This is a genomic window from Acinetobacter sp. ANC 4862, assembly GCF_004336635.1.
Classification (GTDB): Bacteria; Pseudomonadota; Gammaproteobacteria; order Pseudomonadales; family Moraxellaceae; genus Acinetobacter.
The window spans coordinates 1-15,346 of sequence record NZ_SJXH01000018.1; the positions used below are offsets into that span (position 1 = coordinate 1).

Consider the following 15,346-nt stretch of genomic DNA (forward strand, 5'->3'; position numbering starts at 1 on the left):
GTTTTTTCTGCTTTAATCGCAGCAAGTGCTACCTTAGCTTTAAAATCATTTGAATGATTTCTTCTTGGTCTACGTGCCATAAAATACTCCATATATTGATGTTTATAACATCATTTGGGGAGCAAAATATCACTTATAAGTGTTGTTCAAATTTCCTGATCCACCTCTATATCTCCCTTCCTCTTAACTTTACAAAATTAACTATCATGAAGATATCTGCATATTCTTGTATAAAGCTACCATCCATTCTTGTTAGTATGATACCAGTCATTACTGTTCCAAGTAGGCTACTATAATTATCTTTGATAAAGTGCTATTAAAGAAATTATAAAATTAATATTTTCCTATTTTTCTTAGTTCTTCCATACGTTCTTGTACTTTTTTAGGTACAAGATGCTTTTTATAATAATCTGTTTCCCAGAATTCCTCGTGGGATAACCCACCTCTCATTAATTCACTTAATTTGCTCAATGGCTTATCAATTTCAGGATAATCAACTTCACTCCAATAAAAACCCGTAAAAAAAGAATGAATATAACCAGATAAATCAAATGGTTGGTCGATTTCTTTCTGAATTGCGACATCATAAACAGGTTGATATACTTTTATCATTGGATCAATAAGGCTTTCACTCCATTCAATACAGTCCAGAATTTCTTGCTCACCCCATTCAGGTCTATAGGGAACTATAGTTTCCCTAATGTTCCTCTCAGATTTCCAATCTAATAAAGCCTGCATAAATTCATTAGCTGCTATTTTAATTGCCTCTTGATCTAACACTATAGGTTTGGTATTTAAAATGTCTGGTATATCTTTCTGAAATTTCTTAACTATTCTAAACGCCAAAGGTTTTGCTGCAAAAATCAGTGCGACAATAACTGCAAACCAGATCCAAATCATTTTATTTCACCTTAATCTGTATGCCTGTTAGGAGCTGCGAGTTATAAGTGGCCTACTTGGATAGAATAACTGGTAGAACACGAACAGGAATGGGTGGCCGAATTATTCAGTAATATGCAGATATCTAAAATTATCTTTTTTTATATCCCCAAATGCCTTCTTCATAACTTCTATGATTCTTATCACTAGATAACCATTTTGATAGGAGAAAGTAGAATGTCTAGAACACAAAATGATAACCGGTCAGATAGCATGAATCCAAACAACGATGCTTATTGGGATTCTCTCTATAATCATGCAGATCAGTTAAATCCAAACAATGATCACTATCAAGGATAAATCATTATGCAAATAGGGGGATTTCGATCTCCTATTTGTTTTAAGGACTGAATAGCCACCAAAATTCTAGACACACCTAACCATCTTTTGATGGGCTTTTTCATAATCTAATGGAGAACGCTGACCATTGGAACCATGTCTGCGTTTTGAATTGTAGAACATCTCAATATATTCAAAGATATCTGATCTGGCTTCAGTTCTTGATGCATAGATTTTCTTCTTAATTCGTTCCCGCTTTAATAGCTGGAAGAAGCTTTCTGCAACAGCATTGTCATGGCAATTTCCTCTACGACTCATACTACTTTCAAGATTGTGATGCTTGAGAAATGTCTGCCATTCATGGCTGGTGTATTGGCTGCCTTGATCAGAATGGATCAAGACTTTGTTCTTTGGGTGTCTTCGCCACAAAGCCATCAATAATGCATCTAAAACCAGATCTGTCGTGATTCTGGATTTCATAGACCAGCCAACAACAAGACGTGAAAACAGGTCAATCACAACTGCAAGATACAACCATCCTTCATGAGTACGGATATAGGTAATATCTGTCACCAACAGCTGGTTGGGATGAGTTGGATTAAATTGGCGATCTAAAGTATTTGCGGCAACAACAGCTGGAATACCAGCATGAGTTCTAGGTTTGCGATAGCCACGCTGTGATTTAAGACCATCTGCTTTCATCAACCGATGTACTCGATTAATCCCGCAACTTTCACCGACATCTTTCAGATCACAGTGAATCTTGCGATAGCCGTAGACTCCGCCAGATTCTAGCCAGAACTGTTTAATTAATCCCGAAAGCTGTTGCCGTTTCCTCGCAGTTTTACTGATGGGTTGCTTTAACCATGCGTAATAACCACTGTGATGAACATCCAGAGCTGAACATAAACGACGGACAGGCCATATGTGCTGATTGTCCTGAATAAAGGCGTACCTCATTTGGACTGGCTTGCGAAGTACACCGCGGCCTTTTTTAATATGTCTCTTTCTTCAGTGACCCTTTGCAGCTCTTTTTTTAACTTTGCCAATTCTGCACTTGAATCAGTAGATTCTGTTGTCTTGGGCTGTTGAGGATCATAGCGTTTAATCCAAGCATATAAACTATGTGTAGTCGTACCTAAACGTGCTGCGACATCAGCAACACTATGACCTTTCTCAGTGATTTGTTTTACTGCTTCAATTTTGAATTCTTCAGGGTATCGTTTACTGCTCATAAGCACCTCTCATAAGCACCTCGTTAATTAGCCATTTTATCTAACTAAAAGGTGTCTACAAAATCGGTGGCTATTCACTACTACTTAACCCTTTACTAAGGCTTTTATTGGTTGGTGGAGAATTAATAAAGCAGCGATCTAATAAAGAGATAAGTCTTGTCTTATATGTGATGTAGTATTGATAGTTATTTGATGTGAAAGATAAAGTTCCAATATACATCTCAAGATACCAGTTTAAAAACTGCTTAATAGTGATCAGCCTTTGATTAAATGTATTGGCTCTAACTGCGATCTTGATAGTTTTATGTCTTTTTTCATGGTCTTTTCTTAGAAACTCTACAAGACTTCCGACAATTTCAGCTTCAGTAAAAGGTCTCTTCTGAATCAATCTTTCATATAAGTCGATGTTGTGCATGTGCAACCATTGATACAGTAATTTTATTTCTCTTAAGTTTCTGATCAATGTATTAGAGCTTGAATGTCGTTTTGACAAAATAAATATTTGGTAAAGGTATTGGCATACCATCATCATCTAAGAGTATAGGCAACAACTCTCCAGAATCATGCAAGATTACCTCTACATCCATCTAATAAATTTCCAAACTTGATACATTCTTTTTTAACACATCAACTTAACAAAATAAATTATATATGCACTTTTAACTTAACATTTTCTATAGTTAAAAAAATAGCTTCTCTTATTAACAAAATAAAAGAAGCTATTTTTCTACTTAAGTATTTGAATTGAAATTATTTTCAATTCAAATACTCACTAACAACTTAACAAATTATGTTTATATATGATCTAGAACGGTAAATCATCATCTAGATCAGCAGGTGCAGCGACAGGCGCAGGTGCAGATTGCGGTGCTTTCGGCTGGAAAGCAGACGGATTATTGTTGGCATAACCGCTTTGCTGGTTGTTATTAAAACCACCACCTTGATTATTGCCATAACCGCCTTGGTTGTTATTATTGTTATTATAACCTCCGCCTTGATTATTATTGAAACGTGGCTGGTTATAACCGGCGTTGTCACCACCCGCAGCTTGTTCACCTTGCTGACGGTTGCTATCTAGCATTTGCATTTGTTCACCACGAATTTCTGTGGTGTAGCGTTCTTGGCCACTTTGGTCAGTCCACTGGCGCGTACGCAATGAACCTTCAATATAAACTTTTGAACCCTTACGTAGATATTGCTGTGCAATTTCACCTAAGCGGTTATGCAACACAATACGATGCCATTCAGTTTGCTCTTTACGCTCACCCGTATTTTTGTCAGTCCACGAATCGCTGGTTGCGATTGAAAACTGAGTCAGAGAACCACCATTTGGAAAAGTTTTGGTTTCAGGATCTTTACCTAAAGTTCCCACTAAAATAACTTTATTAACACCACGCATCAGACGTACACTTCCTATTTATTTCTATATTTTACTTTATAAGAGTTATGCTTAAATGGCTACCTCTTTACCTAACAACTGCGTTAAATCTTGTCGCGCAGCTTCATCTATCAGCTGTTTATCAATTTTAACATAAGCAAATTGCTGATCAGACATCACCACAACCTCTTCAATACCACGAATCGCCAAAAGTTGAGAAGTCCACTCATCCGTTTGTTTTGTCTCGGGCAAGGCCAATACCAGCGATGAAAGATAACGCGGCTGAGCCAGGCCAAAGCTGATCAATAACCAGACCAGAGCGATCCCTGCCAGGATACTCCAACCCATTGAAGTATTATTTAGTAACAAGAGTTGACCGCCAATCATGCCACCAAAAAATGCCCCTAAAAACTGACTGCTGGCATTCACACCCATCGCGGTGGCTTTAGACTGAATCGGGGCTGATTTGGATAACCATGAAGGTAACAAGGCTTCCATCACGTTAAAGGCGATGAAGAAGCATCCTAAACCTGCCAATAAAATATATTTTGATTCATAACCAAAAATAAGCACCAGTAAACCCAGAATAATCCCGCCAATGGCAGTCAGGAAAATGCCGCGCATTTTACGATATTTTTCCGCCAAAATAATGCTTGGAAAAGCAAAAAACAAGCTAATAATGAGCAATGGCAAATACACCAGACCATGACTGGCCAATGGAATATCAGCAAACTGAATCAATTGTGATGGCATATAAATAAACATCGCAGTCAGCAATAAATGCAGTGCAAATACTGAAACATGCAAGCGGTTTAAATCGCCCATTTTCAGCACCTGTTTCAGTTGTGCGAGATAACCTTGCTGATAGTTTTTATGATGACGGGTCACTTTGGGAACCAGCAGCAACATCGAAATTGCCGTCAAACCCATCAGCGTAGTCACCCAGAACAGTCCGGAAATACCGACTAAACTGGTGAGCCAAGGTCCAAGACTGAAGGCGACCATAAAAGATACACCAATACTCATTCCCATCACGGCCATGGCTTTACTGCGCTGTTCTTCCCGGGTGACATCGGCTAACAATGCCATCACCACGGCAGAAACCGCACCACCACCGGCAATCGCACGACCAATGATCACGCCATAAATGGTTTCGGACATCGCGGCAATTGCACCACCTAGCGCAAACAACAATAAGCCTAAAACCACCAAAGGCTTACGGCTAAAACGGTCAGCCAGCAAGCTGAATGGAATTTGTAAAATCGCTTGGGTTAAACCATATACGCCTACCGCCAAACCAATCAGCGCAGGTGTTGCCCCTTGATATGACTGTCCTGCCACAGAAAACACAGGAATAATCATGAACAAGCCCAACATACGCAGGGCAAAAATACTGCTTAAGGCAAAGGTTGAACGGCGTTCTAAAGCATTCATCATATCAATAAGCTTAGGTTTATAAATTTAATTTCGATGGGCTATCCTACAACATTCATGTTATGGATGTTGATTTATTCAAAGATCAGCCATCATAAAAAAGGGCGCATTTTCATGCGCCCCTATTGTAACCGTTTTTCTTAAAAAACCATTAACCGATCCGTTCTTGACGCTTACTATATTGAATGGATGCAATCACTGCCCAAACAATAAATGCCACACCAATCAAACCAGTCACGACTTCAGGTACGTGTAACCCAGTACCGCTCGCCAGCATAATGAATGCCAAAGCACCAATGGCATAGTGCGCGCCATGTTCAAGGAAAACATACGCATCTAATGTACCTTTTTCGACCAGATAAATGGTCATTGAACGCACAAACATTGCACCAATGGCAAGACCGAGCATAATGATTACAACATCCGATGTAATCGCAAAAGCACCGATGACACCATCAAAACTGAACGATGCATCAAGTACTTCAAGGTAAATGAAACCACCAAAACCGGCTTTAATCACACCTGTAGATGCACCACTGGCATCATGTGCTACAGCATTACCCTGTTCATCAATTTCAGGTTCACCGCCTAACAAGTGGCTGAGTACTTGAACCCCGATATAAACCACAATGCCCCAGATCCCGGCCATGGTCACGGCTAAACGTGCAGTTTCCTCTACATTTGCTGCCATGATCAGCAAGCCAACCAGTGAAAGGAATACTGACATTGCCGGTACGTTGGCTAAATTAGACAAACGTGCTTCAAGCCATCTAAACCAGTGGGTATCTTTTTCGCTATCCAGGAAGAAATTCAGGAATACCAGTAACAAGAATGAGCCACCAAATGCTGCAATTTCAGCATGATGTGCCATCAGTTTTTCTGAATAACTAATCGGATCATTGATCGCCATTTTCACGACTTCAAGCATGCCCATGTCCGCAGTGACTGCAACAATCACAATCGGGAACACCAAACGCATGCCAAATACAGCAATAACAATACCGACGGTTAAGAAAATCATTTTCCAGAAATGATCCCAACCGCGCAGTACCGAGGCATTCACCACGGCATTATCGAAAGAAAGTGATACTTCCATGACGGCCAGAATGGCAGTAATGGTTAACGCCGTGAACATGGTCTTTAAACCTGCTTCCGGGCCATGCGTAAAGCCCCAATATGCAGATATAGCCAGACACACGATCGTAAAAATGATTGAGAAACCAAAATGTTTCATCATGATAGATCGACCTATGAACAAATATGTATAGAGAGTAAATTCGGTAAAACTTAAAAATAGAAGCTTAAGATTTTATGTGCACAATTATGACGGCTTTTTGATATTAATCCAAAATTCTTCGTATGATTTTTTTTGAAGATAAATACACTATTTATGCGGCTTGATATCTTAGCGCGAAAACTCTTGTTATAGTCCCGCCTTCTGTAAATTCTTCTTTTATTCTCGACAGGATGATGACATGAGCTTTTCTCAAGATGTATGGCAGCGAAATCTAGCTTTATATCAAAAAACTTTAGCCCTGCCATTTAACCAAGAACTTGCACAAGGTACTTTGAGCAAAGACGTTTTTAGTCATTATGTGATTCAAGATGCGCATTATTTACTGGCTTATGGTCGATCACTTGCAGTCTGTGCTGCCAAAGCTTTTGAAGCCGATGACGTGATTCAGTTTGCGGAAGCTGCCAGAATTGCCATTGTGGTTGAACGCAGCCTGCATGATGGCTTTATGCAAGAATTTGATATCACCAAAAAAGAATTTGAATCCACCCCTTTAACCTTGGCTTGTCATCATTACACTTCATTTTTAACTGCTACAGCCTGGTCTGAAAGCTATCCGGTAGTCTTGGCTTCTTTACTGCCTTGTTTCTGGATTTATGCAGAAGTCGGTAAAGATATTGTCGATAATTCAATATCGAATAATCCGTACCAAGCTTGGGTCGATACCTATGCAGGTGAAGAATTCAATGAGGCTGTACGTAATGTGATTGCCACGGTTGATAAAGTCGCTGCACGTTGTGATGCCGATACGCTTGAGAAAATGCATCATGCCTATACCACGGCTGCCAAACTGGAATGGTTGTTCTGGGATAGTGCTTATGATCAAAGACAGTGGTTGGGTTTGGATCAATAATCATACTAAAGACCTAACACAACGGAGTCTTATTATTCTAAATTCGTTTTCAATATCAACCTTCGGTTCGACCTACTTTTCTTTCGGGGAAAGTAGGAAACCCATTGTCATCTGGAAAATTCGGCAATATCCAACTCTTATCGAATTCTTTACAAAAGTTCTAGCTTTAGAATACCTTTTGCTTAGCTGAAATTCAGCACAATCAAAGCAATCAGTGTGATTAAAATTTTGGCAATCATTGTTTTCATTTCCCTTTTTATTTTCATGCTATTGTGCGGTGATTTTGCTTTTTTAGCGACACCCTCTGCAACACGATTCACATTAAAAGTAGCTTATTCAGACTTGTGGCTCTTCCGAAAGCTCGCTACAGTCTTATAAAATTTAACTCAACTGATTCGGCCGACATAATATGTCGTTAAAAAACGATTTTATTCAGCTTGAACAAAATTAAATCGCTATCATATATAACCTTCAATTTGCACATTACCGAGATGTTTTATGAGCCAAAGTCATATCCGTATTCGAGGCGCACGTACCCATAACTTAAAAAATGTGTCACTCGATATTCCACGCGACAAATTCGTGGTCATTACGGGACTCTCAGGCTCAGGTAAATCTTCCTTAGCTTTTGACACTTTATATGCTGAAGGTCAGCGCCGTTATGTGGAATCGCTTTCTGCCTATGCGCGCCAATTCCTTTCACAAATGGAAAAACCAGAAGTCGATTCTATTGAAGGTTTAAGCCCTGCTATTGCAATTGAACAAAAATCAACCAGCCACAACCCACGTTCAACTGTGGGAACAATCACCGAAATTTACGACTATTTACGTCTTTTATATGCACGTGTCGGAACACCGTATTGTCCTGAACATGACCTGCCGATGGTGGCACAAACCGTTTCAGAAATGGTCGATGCAGTTAAAAACTTAGAAGAAGGCACCGCTTTAATGCTGCTTGCCCCTGTGGTGCGTGAGCGTAAAGGTGAATACACCAACCTGTTTGAGCAACTGCAAAGCCAAGGTTTTGTCCGTGCGCGTGTAGATGGTGAAATTGTCGAAATTGACACGCCACCTGAACTGGATAAAAAGAAAAAACACACCATTGAAGTAGTCGTGGATCGCTTTAAAGTTCGTGATGATTTGGGCAACCGTATTGCTGAATCTTTTGAAACTGCACTGCGTTTAGGTGGTGACATCGCGATTTTATCGTGGATGAAAGGCGAACAGGCAGATCGTGTGTTCTCGGCAAAACACTCTTGCCCTGAATGCGACCGTGCCGTTGCCGAACTTGAACCACGTTTGTTCTCGTTCAACAATCCATTTGGTGCCTGCCCGGTCTGTGATGGTTTAGGTACCCGCAGTCATTTCAGTGCAGACAAATTGATTCCAAACAATGAAGTTTCAATTAGCCAGGGCGCGATTCGTGGTTGGGACAGACAACGTCCGTATTACTACAGCATGATTGAAAAAGTCGCAGCACATTTTGGCTTCTCTTTGGACACGCCTTGGAATGAACTGGATGCCGACACCAAAAAGAGATTCCTTTACGGTACCGGTAAAGAAAAAGTTGATTTAAGTTATATCGATGAGCGTGGTCGTCAGCATAAACGTGTGCAACCTTTTGAAGGCATTTTGCCACATCTGGAACGTCGCTACCGTGAAACTGAATCTAATTATGTCCGTGATGATTTGGCACAATATTTATCCAACGCAGCCTGTGATGCCTGTGGCGGTTCACGTCTAAATGAAATCTCGCGTAACGTTCGTGTCAAAGACAAGACCATCGCACAGATTACCAAAATGTCGATTGGCGATGCCGAAAGTTACTATCAGGATTTAAACCTTGAAGGTGCCAAAGGTGAAATTGCCGACAAAATTTTCAAGGAAATCCGGGAACGTCTGCACTTCCTTGTGTCAGTGGGTTTAAATTACTTAAGCCTGTCGCGCTCTGCCGAAACCTTATCTGGCGGTGAAGCACAGCGGATCCGTTTGGCTTCACAAATTGGTGCTGGCTTAATGGGTGTGATGTATGTCCTCGATGAACCTTCAATCGGCCTGCATCAACGTGATAATGATCGTCTGCTTGAAACCCTGGTTCGCTTACGTGACTTGGGCAATACAGTTTTAGTCGTTGAACATGATGAAGATGCAATTCGTGCTGCGGATCATATTATTGATATTGGCCCGGGTGCAGGTGTACACGGGGGTCATATTATTGCCGAAGGCACCTATGACGAAATTTTGGCGAATCCCGAATCGCTTACCGGACAATATTTATCCGGAAAGTTAAAAATTAAAGTGCCGGAAGTTCGCACTCAACCGCCAAAACCTGAAGAAAAAATCAAGTTGATGGGTGCGGCAGGTCATAACTTGCAGAATGTTGATTTAACCATTCCTTTAGGCATTATGACCTGTGTGACGGGTGTGTCAGGTTCGGGTAAATCGACCCTGATTAACCGTACCCTTTTACCGCTTGCAGCAACACAATTGAATGGTGCAACCACTTTAACCGCTGAAAAATTTGATTCGATTGACGGCTTACAATTCCTCGATAAAGTCGTGGATATTGACCAAAGTCCGATTGGACGTACGCCACGTTCCAACCCGGCGACTTATACAGGACTGTTCACCCCGATTCGTGAATTGTTCGCGCAAACGCCTGAAGCTAAAGCCCGTGGTTATGCTGCAGGTCGTTTCTCGTTTAACGTGAAAGGTGGTCGTTGTGAGGCCTGCGAAGGCGACGGCATGATTAAAGTAGCGATGCATTTCTTACCGGATATGTACGTACCATGTGATGCCTGTCATGGCGATCGTTATAACCGTGAAACGCTAGAAGTCGGTTATAAAGGCAAAAACATTTCCGATGTTTTGGGCATGACTGTTGAAGATGCGATGCATTTCTTTGAAGCCATTCCAGTGATTCACCGCCGTCTGGAAACTTTAACTCAAGTCGGGTTGGGTTATATCCGTCTAGGTCAATCTGCGACCACCCTTTCTGGTGGTGAAGCACAACGTGTGAAACTGGCACGTGAGTTGGCGAAACGTGATACGGGCAAAACCTTATATATCCTGGATGAACCGACCACAGGTCTGCATTTTCATGACATCGCCAAGCTGTTAGACATTCTGCATCAGCTCCGCGATAAGGGTAATACCATTGTGGTGATTGAGCATAATCTGGATGTAATTAAAACTGCCGACTGGGTAATTGATTTAGGTCCTGAAGGTGGTGCAGGTGGCGGTATGATTATTGCCGAAGGTACGCCTGAACAGGTGGTGAAATCTAAAACTTCACATACAGCGAAGTTCTTAAAACCTTTGCTTAAATAATTTTCTATTTCAGCTAAATACATGATAAAACGGTGATTCATTCACCGTTTTTTTATTTTTAGATATGACAGAATTAGAAATTATAGATACAGCCGTTAAAATTGGATTAGGCTCAATTATTACAGGATTCTTTGCTTACTTTCTTCAAAGAACTAATATCAGTGCTTCAGTATCCAAAGATAAATTAGAAAACAACAGAAAAATTTTAATGCAGATTTCTGCAGACATTGAGGAAATAAATCATCTAGTTTTAAAAGTATGGAGTATTTTTGATTTTGAAATTAAGAAAGATCCAATCGATAAAGAAAATATATATTTAAGATTAACGCCATTAAAAGCATCCTTATTTAATGACTTTCAACTATTAAGTAAAATGAAGGCTTACTATTATTATATGGTTATAAAGACCAACAACAATGCCTAAGAAAATACGGAGAGTTTTTAGTAAAGTTTAATTCTTATACTTATTTCAATGGAGAAAAAGTTACTCAAGAAAAATCAACTTGGTATCGAGGAGAAATTCTAAGACTCAGATATGAATTATATGAAAGTTTACATAGTGCTCTTTCCCAATAAAAATGCATGTATTCCATCACCCCGCGACTTTATTCTTCCCATTTTCTTTGGCCTGAAATAAAGACTTATCGGCTTTTTCAAGTAATGCCATCCACGATGCTGCACCAACTGCCACACCTGCACTCACAGAAATCTGGATATTCTGATTGATCTCGGCAATGTACAGTTCAGAGCTACCAATCTCTTCAAGAATTTTATTCGCGACAACCCAAGCATCCTGAAAATCAGCCTGTTCGATTAACACCAAAAATTCATCACCGCCATAACGCACAATCAAATCCGAAGTACGTACATTAAATTGTAATTTTTCCGCAACTAGCCTAATAACTTCATCGCCGATAATATGCCCAAATGTATCATTTACATATTTAAAATCATCAATATCAAAAATAATCAGGGCTGTTTGAGTAAATTTTTCAGGTTTCTTTTCCAAATACTTAATGTATTCATCCAAAGCCAAACGGTTGGATACACCAGTCAAACTATCAGTATTGGCAATATTTCTGAGTTGGAATTCTAAAGCATCGCGTTGCTGTAGCACGGATTTCAACTTTTTAATTGCCTGTAACAATGTTACTGGATCATTTGATAATTTATCAAATTCACTATCTGCAACTTTATGCTGTGCCAAACGAAGAATTGCATTTTTGGCTTTCAGTAAAGGTTTAAATACCCCATTTCGTGCATAAATCATGGTAAAACATGCGGTAACCAGACAAATTACTGCAACCAATAGCGTTATTATAAATTGTTGTTTCGCTTTATTTTTCTCATCTTGAGCAACGCTAACACTGTAATCTAAAATATAAGTTTGCAAATTTACCACTGTGACAAATTTGTCGACCATAGCCTCTGTCAATTGCGTACCGGTTAATGAATAACGCTGATGATGCAAACTTTCATTAATTAAACCCGCAACAATTGGAATACCTTTGTCTAAAAACTGTGCTTTTACTTGTTGATGCAAAGCTAAATATTCGGGGGTTTTACCTTGTTCAGGTTGTATGGTATTGACCAAAGCCCATAAATACCTTGCCTGATGTTGAGTCTGTAATGATCGAGCCAGATTATCTTCAGGTATTTTTTCTACAAAAGTGATGGATGCCATGATATTGGAGGCAATTCGCCCTCCCTGATCGCGTAAATCTGCCAGAATTAAAATCAGCGTATAGTATTCAGAAACAGATGTGCTTTTAGCTTCAGCGTGTACCAATACATTTTTTAAAATTTCATGACAACTATCCCATGCCGTGAACATTTTCTTAATCGCTTCATCAAGCTGTTTTGAAGTACGTTCAGATCGGGGCAAAGCAGCATACGCATCTACAGCTTGACGACCTTGCTGTAAAGTTACTTTTAAATTGGAAGATAAGCCTCGTACCTGGGCAGAAAAGCCCGCTGCATTTAAAATCTGTATGGTCTGATCAATTTGTATATCAACTTCTTTTCGATGCGCTTGCAGCTCTTGTAGATTTTCAGCTAATTCTTCAGCAGTGCTCGACATCACCTTATTCGCAGGTGCTCGCTCGCGTGAAACTTTATTGGCTAAATCGGCAACTGCACGTAGCGCAGAAATTTCAGTTAAGGCTCGATCTGCTTTTTGATAACTCTGATAGCTACTGACAATTAAGGGAACAGAAAGAAAAAGCAGTGAGAAAATAATGATAATCATCGACAAAAAAAGCCGTTGACTAATATGTCCCGAACGTAATTTATACATGGATTCAGTACGTCCCACACAAAAACAACTGGCCAATCATCATCATATTTCGTTTATAATACAATCGTATATATTACATGATTTTCATACTACTAATTCTTTCTTATCAACCGTTTATCTTATTTTTTTATAAAAAATTATTATTAATACTACTCTCTAATGAAGATAAAAGAATAAACCAAGTTTATCCAAAATATCTAAGCTCAATTGCTTGCGCTCATCAGCATCATGGATTGATTATAGAATTCTGTTCGCTTTTCTTTTGACAAGCACCTAATTGCATCAAGCCCCCCATTAAGCAACTTAAGTAAATCAATCCTTGTTTCATCTCGAAAGCCTAAATTTTCTACTTTTATTAAATTCGTTCAGATCATTTTGTATGAATGACACATAGCTAAAAATATTTTTATAACAGGTCTAAGAAAATATTTACACATGCCACAAATAAGTGCATAATGCACCGCATTAGGGCAAGTCAAAATCATTCCTCAGCAGGATTTTTGATTTATCCGAGATTTTTGGCTAAAAAACCCCAGTTTTCACAGGAAACTGGGGTTTTTTATGACTAAAAATTGAGAAATAGCATAAAATTAATATTAATAACGCACCATATTAATGCACCATTATTACAAATCGTTCCAAATGCACATTTTTTAAATATTCTGCTTTGTAATCAATCATTGAGCAAAAATAAAGAAGAATATTCTTTTAGTTTCAATACTTCGTTGATACTTGGATATTTTCTTTATTAAATATGAGAACGTAGGCAGAGCACACTTCTTTCAGGCAAAAAAAAACCCAACCTTGGGGAAAGTTGGGCATATAAAAACAAAACTTGTTCATGGAGAATCAGATCATCATCACATTATTTTAATGTAACATGACTTGATAGATGGATTATGATAAAAATCACCAAATAAGTAAAGCCTATTGAATTAGTTGGCTTTTAGTTAAATCACAATAATTAGATAATAATGCAAAAATCATCACATAAATAAAAATAATATGTTTGTTTTTTATACCCAAATAAAATATTTTTAAGGCTAACTTTGATGTTAAATTCTAAATAAAATTAAGAATATGCAAAATAATTCACACTTAAGCTAGCTCTATAAATTGTTTTTTACAAAAAATAAAAAAAATTATCAAATTTTACATTGTTAAAAATCTCTCAAATTTTCCGTTTTTTTTCCAAAAAACAGCTGTAAAAATCCGTATATTCATTTGTTCTAAAAAAGTTTTTTAACTTTGACATAAAACCAATCAATTGAACATTTTTTAAACAATTATATGGTTTACTACAAAAATTCAACAAAATAATGTCATTATAGTTCATTGACTTAATGTTTTGTTACAATACAATGACTAATGTTTAATCTATTTTTAACAAAACTGGTAAGTATTATGAAAAAACTCGGTTTAGCCACTGCTTTATTATTAGCCATGACTGGTGCTCAAGCATATCAAGTAGAAGTACAAGGTCAATCTGAGTACGTTGATAACACAGCAAATGACAAAAACTTTACGGGTGCTGTACAAGGTACTTATTACCTTAAAAATGTTGATTCTTCAAAAGGTCCATTGGCTGAAGTAGCTTTCTTAAACCAAGCATCTAACGTTTCTGTAGCTTATAACTATGGTGAATACGACGTAGATGCTGAAGGTGAAGACTTTGTTTCTCATACTATTGGTGCTAAAGCAGAAGCGTATATTCCAACTAAAGTTGTTCCTGTATATGCTAGCGCTTCTTATAGCAACACAATTACAGACAACAAAAACAACCAAGCTGATGACCATGGCGACCGTTATGCTTTAGAACTTGGTGCTGTAGTAGCTCCTAACTTCTTGGTAGCTGTTGGTTATACTAGCGTTGCTAACCAGACTTCTTATGATGCTTTCAACATCCTTTCAAACGGTGTTGTTAAAGCTGGTTTAGAATCTGACACGATTGATCAAGACCAAGACGCGATCACTGCACGTACTAAATACGTTGGTGCAATCGATGGTACAAACATGTCAATCGGTTTCGAAAGCGGTTTAGTTTACGGTGAAGATACTGCTTACAACCTAGGTACAACTCTTTTCGTTACACCTAAATTAAGCGTTGGCGCGTCTTATGCTGAATCTAGCTTCGATGGTTCACCAGACAAAGCTTGGGGTGCGAACATAAATTACTTCATCACTCCTGCTGTTGCAGTTGGTGCATCTTACGTAAATGCTAATGCTGAAAAAGGTTCTGTATACGATACAGAAACTGTTGGCGTAAATGCTAAATTCCGCTTCTAATTTCCAATTAGAAAAAGAATTC

General features: G+C 38.6%; 11 protein-coding genes. 5 read left to right on the forward strand and 6 right to left on the reverse strand.

Annotated features, from left to right (window positions below):
- Positions 1–333: 333 nt before the first annotated feature.
- Entirely contained in the window at positions 334–900 is a 567-nt protein-coding gene (locus E0409_RS09180; RefSeq protein WP_252151798.1) for a hypothetical protein, read from the reverse strand.
- A gap of 216 nt (positions 901–1,116) precedes the next feature.
- Here E0409_RS09180 and E0409_RS16915 point away from each other — a divergent pair, with 216 nt between their 5' ends.
- Positions 1,117–1,239 (forward strand): hypothetical protein, encoded by a 123-nt coding sequence (locus E0409_RS16915; protein ID WP_286364052.1) that lies wholly within the window; start codon positions 1,117–1,119, stop codon positions 1,237–1,239.
- A 66-nt stretch (positions 1,240–1,305) separates the two neighbouring features.
- On the opposite strand, the gene E0409_RS09185 is transcribed toward E0409_RS16915, so the two are convergent.
- The 4 genes from E0409_RS09185 to E0409_RS09205 form a co-directional block, all read right to left on the reverse strand.
- Positions 1,306–2,453, reverse strand: a protein-coding gene (locus E0409_RS09185; RefSeq protein ID WP_131289943.1) for an IS3 family transposase whose coding sequence is annotated in 2 segments (ribosomal slippage) — positions 1,306–2,207 and positions 2,207–2,453 — 1,149 coding nt in all. Because the reading frame shifts where the segments join, the coding sequence is not laid out codon by codon here.
- A gap of 805 nt (positions 2,454–3,258) precedes the next feature.
- The gene (ssb, locus tag E0409_RS09195) at positions 3,259–3,852 is read right to left on the reverse strand and encodes a single-stranded DNA-binding protein (protein ID WP_131289946.1); all 594 of its coding nucleotides are present in this window, start codon (positions 3,850–3,852) and stop codon (positions 3,259–3,261) included.
- A gap of 51 nt (positions 3,853–3,903) precedes the next feature.
- Complete coding sequence (locus tag E0409_RS09200) at positions 3,904–5,268, reverse strand: MFS transporter (RefSeq protein WP_131289949.1); 1,365 nt, start codon at positions 5,266–5,268, stop codon at positions 3,904–3,906.
- 148 nt (positions 5,269–5,416) lie between these two features.
- Entirely contained in the window at positions 5,417–6,502 is a 1,086-nt protein-coding gene (locus E0409_RS09205) for a DUF475 domain-containing protein (protein ID WP_131289952.1), read from the reverse strand.
- Positions 6,503–6,740: 238 nt separating this feature from the next.
- Here E0409_RS09205 and tenA point away from each other — a divergent pair, with 238 nt between their 5' ends.
- The 3 genes from tenA (at position 6,741) to E0409_RS09220 (ending at position 11,166) form a co-directional block, all read left to right on the forward strand.
- Positions 6,741–7,412, forward strand: a complete 672-nt coding sequence (tenA, locus tag E0409_RS09210; RefSeq protein WP_131289955.1) for a thiaminase II — start codon at positions 6,741–6,743, stop codon at positions 7,410–7,412.
- A 498-nt stretch (positions 7,413–7,910) separates the two neighbouring features.
- Positions 7,911–10,742, forward strand: a complete 2,832-nt coding sequence (gene uvrA, locus E0409_RS09215; protein WP_131289958.1) for an excinuclease ABC subunit UvrA — start codon at positions 7,911–7,913, stop codon at positions 10,740–10,742.
- A gap of 64 nt (positions 10,743–10,806) precedes the next feature.
- Positions 10,807–11,166 (forward strand): hypothetical protein, encoded by a 360-nt coding sequence (locus E0409_RS09220; protein WP_131289961.1) that lies wholly within the window; start codon positions 10,807–10,809, stop codon positions 11,164–11,166.
- Between the two features lie 168 nt (positions 11,167–11,334).
- Here the strand turns inward: E0409_RS09220 and E0409_RS09225 are convergent, their stop codons facing one another.
- A complete protein-coding gene (locus tag E0409_RS09225; protein WP_131290067.1) occupies positions 11,335–13,038 on the reverse strand; it encodes a GGDEF domain-containing protein in 1,704 nt (567 codons plus the stop codon).
- Between the two features lie 1,368 nt (positions 13,039–14,406).
- On the opposite strand from E0409_RS09225, the gene omp33-36 reads away from it, so the two are divergent.
- Positions 14,407–15,324, forward strand: a complete 918-nt coding sequence (gene omp33-36 / locus E0409_RS09230; RefSeq protein ID WP_353682192.1) for a porin Omp33-36 — start codon at positions 14,407–14,409, stop codon at positions 15,322–15,324.
- Positions 15,325–15,346: the final 22 nt, after the last annotated feature.